This window comes from Vibrio thalassae (assembly GCF_900089835.1).
Taxonomy (GTDB): domain Bacteria; phylum Pseudomonadota; class Gammaproteobacteria; order Enterobacterales; family Vibrionaceae; genus Vibrio; species Vibrio thalassae.
This window is the reverse complement of record NZ_OANU01000147.1, coordinates 1-3,784: the sequence shown is the minus strand read 5'-3', so window position 1 is coordinate 3,784 and position 3,784 is coordinate 1. Positions and strand designations below refer to the sequence as shown.

At 41.5% G+C, this 3,784-nt stretch carries 6 protein-coding genes and 1 pseudogene; 3 read left to right on the top strand and 4 right to left on the bottom strand.

The window, feature by feature from the left end; translation table 11 throughout:
* Positions 1-204 precede the first annotated feature (204 nt).
* The 3 genes and pseudogenes from VTH8203_RS22860 to VTH8203_RS22850 form a co-directional block, all read right to left on the bottom strand.
* Positions 205-297: pseudogene (locus VTH8203_RS22860) on the bottom strand (lipase family protein); the annotation flags it as partial.
* Positions 298-366: 69 nt separating this feature from the next.
* Positions 367-999, bottom strand: coding sequence for a hypothetical protein (locus tag VTH8203_RS22855; RefSeq protein WP_096995695.1), 633 nt, complete (start codon positions 997-999; stop codon positions 367-369).
* A 36-nt stretch (positions 1,000-1,035) separates the two neighbouring features.
* Positions 1,036-1,683, bottom strand: a complete 648-nt coding sequence (locus VTH8203_RS22850) for a helix-turn-helix domain-containing protein (protein WP_096995694.1) — start codon at positions 1,681-1,683, stop codon at positions 1,036-1,038.
* A gap of 193 nt (positions 1,684-1,876) precedes the next feature.
* On the opposite strand from VTH8203_RS22850, the gene VTH8203_RS22845 reads away from it, so the two are divergent.
* From VTH8203_RS22845 to VTH8203_RS22835, 3 genes are all read left to right on the top strand, one after another.
* The gene (locus tag VTH8203_RS22845) at positions 1,877-2,113 is read left to right on the top strand and encodes a DUF2164 domain-containing protein (RefSeq protein WP_096995693.1); all 237 of its coding nucleotides are present in this window, start codon (positions 1,877-1,879) and stop codon (positions 2,111-2,113) included.
* Positions 2,114-2,273: 160 nt separating this feature from the next.
* On the top strand, positions 2,274-2,816 hold the full coding sequence (locus tag VTH8203_RS22840) for a cytochrome b (RefSeq protein WP_096995696.1): 543 nt from the start codon (positions 2,274-2,276) through the stop codon (positions 2,814-2,816).
* Positions 2,813-3,382, top strand: coding sequence for a YceI family protein (locus VTH8203_RS22835; protein ID WP_096995692.1), 570 nt, complete (start codon positions 2,813-2,815; stop codon positions 3,380-3,382). Before VTH8203_RS22840 ends, VTH8203_RS22835 begins: the two co-directional genes overlap by 4 nt.
* Positions 3,383-3,588: 206 nt before the next feature.
* Here VTH8203_RS22835 and VTH8203_RS22830 read toward each other — a convergent pair.
* Positions 3,589-3,784: transposase (locus VTH8203_RS22830; RefSeq protein WP_167385790.1), on the bottom strand; the 196-nt coding region annotated here is incomplete at its 5' end.

Sequence of the window (3,784 nt, the reverse complement as noted above, 5' to 3'; positions counted from 1 at the left end):
CCCCAGTTCAACGCCATAATGGAGAGGATAGTACCATCTTAGCTAAGCGCAAAGAGCTTTATAAACAAGCGAGAGCAGCCAACCCACAGCGGTGGTCAAACGAATCTAGAAACTGGGATGAAGTTGGTGAAGTTAAGCTAAATCCTGAAAGGCAGAAAGAAGCTGCTTAAAAAATTAAAGGCGACAACTACCTTGAAAAACGCCGAAACCATAACGGGTTTGTTTGAACACTCTTGGATACGCCAAGTTACACAAGACGGCGTACTTCTCATATTGGTATCGTTTGAGACTTTTCACTTCAACTCTAATTTGGTGAGTAACTGAACCACTATGAGAAACTGTAGTTAAAGTTTGATGACAGTGAGACTAGGGCTGGATGATGGCGAACAGTTGAGTGTATTTTAGTACTGGCTCTTGGCTAATTGTGCGCTGTAACGGATGAGTGTAATGGATGTAAGTGGGGGTCATTTTTAGTCGGTTACGCAACAAATCGCTCAAACAGGAATCGGCATAGAGTAACTTGACGCCTTGACGAGCATAGCTGTCGAGATCGGCGGGTAGTGAGTTTTGCCACCAATGAATGATTCCTCGGCTGTGAGAGCATCGATTAATCCAATGGTCAGCAATGATGACAACAATATCTTTATGTTGCACAGCATAACAATTTTCTGCTTGCCATTGTTGCAGATGGGTAAGCAAGCGTTCTTTAGTGGCTACATTGGCATTAACAAAGTGATGAGTGATCACCCAGATAGAACCCATTGATGAGCTTATCCGATAATCCGTTGAGCTTTTTGAATCATTTTTGGAATCCAATGCAGTGATGGATGCAGATTGACCAAAATGACTAAAGCTTGCTGCTAATCGTCTTGAAAACGCTAGACCGAGATGCTGTTCGGCCATCCCACCATTATGAACCGCTGGGTAGTGCTGGTGGCACAGTTTTTGGCAGTCCGATTGAAAGCTGCGAATGCTATGTACCACGATATCTTGCAACAATAACAAATCCCTCTGAACGCTAACCAATCTATAAGATTAGATTCGTTTTTTCCATGTACCCCAACGTACAACGCCTATTACGTCAATTTCTTGATCATTGACCTGATGGATGGCATTTTTGGTCGTATCGTCGCCGTACCAGACATGGATGATTGCACCGACTTTAACCAAGGTAAAGAAATCGGGGTATGGGTTTCCAGGCAACCTTGCTAAGACGATATCATCGTTAACCCATTCTTTGTGGGGATTCACTAAAGCAATGCAGTCCCATTTATAAGACACAGAACTGGTCACTGGGTACATAACACCGAAGCATGAATGATACTCAGGGGGCACGGGTATAGCTCCAACGCTTGATGGGCTTTCACCATTTAACAGCGCATTGACTTCTGTTCGATTATAGACTGACACAGTGGTAGCACTTTGGTTTACGGCCGCGTATGTGATGTCTTCAGCATCGGTATGTTTGTCACCAACACCAAAACATAGCCAATGAGCTTGAACGTTGAAGTAGTCAGCGATCAACGAGAGATCTTCGATAGACGGATAAGTACGAGTAGGGCCCTTTGTTAGGTAGCGACCTATTGTGGCTTTACCTTTACCGATAGCTTCAGCTAACTCGTTATTAGTTATATTTTTTTCTCTCAATAATGCAGAGATACGCTCTTGATATCCGTCGTTCATGTCTCCCCCATAAAATTGTCTTTATGATAGTTTATGGGTTTCAAAAATGAAACTTATAAGCGAAATAAACACAAATTATGAGACTTGCGTGGAAGAATGTGAAAACAAGTATCGGATCTATTTGCCAAGGCTTGCTTGCGATAGATGATTGATATGGTTAATCAATGAATTGTAACAAAAAATGGGGAATAACATGTTTGATACGAATAAACGAGCAGAGTTAGTACGTGATTTAAAAACGTATTTTTATGATGAACTTGACTATGAACTAGAGCAATTTGATGCGGAGTTTCTCTTAGACTTTTTGACCAAAAAGTTGGGTCCTGCTTTTTATAACAAAGGGTTAGAAGACGCGAAACAGCTATTAGAGCGAAAGCTCATGGACATTAGTGATGAATTGTATGAGATAGAAATGCAAGAAGACAGCTAAGTAATTAATTGATAAATAAATATTTTGTTCGAAAAAACTGAATAACATCATCAAAGTGTCTATGTCGTTAAAGTGTCAAATTAGGTAAATACTGTATCTCAAACGTTGTCTGATTGTTAAGATGGCGAGTGAGAGACAATATCAACGAGCGGAATTGGCGATGTCAGGAAATGAAGTTAAGAATTATAACCTAATCACGCGATCATTACATTGGTTGTCAGCGGTGGTGATTATCGGAATGTTCGCCGTCGGATTATGGATGGTTGATTTGACCTATTACAGTAAGTGGTATCAAACCGCTCCGCACTGGCATAAGTCTGTAGGCATTCTTTTAGCGGCTTTGACGCTGTTTCGCTTTGTTTGGAAAAGTACTACGGCGACCCCGAGTGCTGAAGGGCATCCGATTGAGCAGTTAGGTGCCAAAGTTGGACACTTACTGATGTATGTGGCGTTAGTGGTCATATTTGTTAGTGGTTATTTGATCTCTACTTCGGATGGTAGAGGCATAGAGGTTTTTGATTGGTTTACAGTGCCGGGCGCCGGAGAGCTGTTTGCGAATCAATCTGATATTGCGGGCGAGGTTCATTTTTATACCGCTTGGTTCGTTATTATTGCTGCAGCTGGGCACGCACTAGCTGCACTAAAACATCACTTAGTAAATAAAGACAATACTCTTCGAAAAATGTTAGGAGTTTCGAAATGAAAAAGACACTAATCGCTACAGGAATGGCAGTGGCAATGATGTTGCCGCTAGGTGCAAATGCTGCAGACTATGTAATTGATACAAAAGGCGCACACGCTTCTATTAACTTTAAAGTGAGTCACCTTGGTTACAGTTTTATTAAAGGTCGATTCAATACCTTTTCAGGCGAGTTTAGCTATGACCCAGCAGACGTTGATGCTTCATCTGTAGAAGTAGTGGTGGATACTACGAGTTTGGATTCTAACCATGCTGAGCGAGACAAGCATATCCGCAGTTCAGATTTTATCGATGCGAGTAAGTTCTCAGAAGCCACTTTCAAAAGTACGGCGGTAAAAGATAAAGGTGACGGCAAACTTGATGTGATGGGTGACCTAACGCTTCACGGCGTCACAAAGCCTATCACAATTGAAGCGGAGTTTGTTGGTGCTGGCCAAGACCCTTGGGGCGGTGAACGTGCAGGCTTTAATGGGACGACACGCTTAGAATTGGCTGATTTCAAGATTCCTGTAATGGGTGATTCAAGCTATGTTGACATGGAACTTCATGTAGAAGGCGTGAAGAAGTAATCCTTACGTTCAAACAGACTCATTTATTTATAAGGCCCCTTTTTTTAAGGGGTTTTTTATGCCTGTAAGTCATCAAAATTACTGATAACCAGCGTCACATTTTCTTTTTTCTCCAATTACTACGTATTTACTAATACTTCGGTAATGGCTTTCTATAAATAACTAAATTTCTTCAACTACATTAGATAATTCTGGCTCTTCTCCGCTTAGATGAGCTTGACAGAAGGGTATAATATTGAACTTACCTCAGGTACTGAAAGCTGTTTAATCTTCAGTTTGAAGTATTCGGTATCTCTTATCCCGCGAGCTCTTCTACGCAACAATCCTATTGATACATTGCCAGCCTCGATTATAGAGCTGGTTAGTCGGTCATACTTTGCAAAGTTACAGATGCCTTCTTTG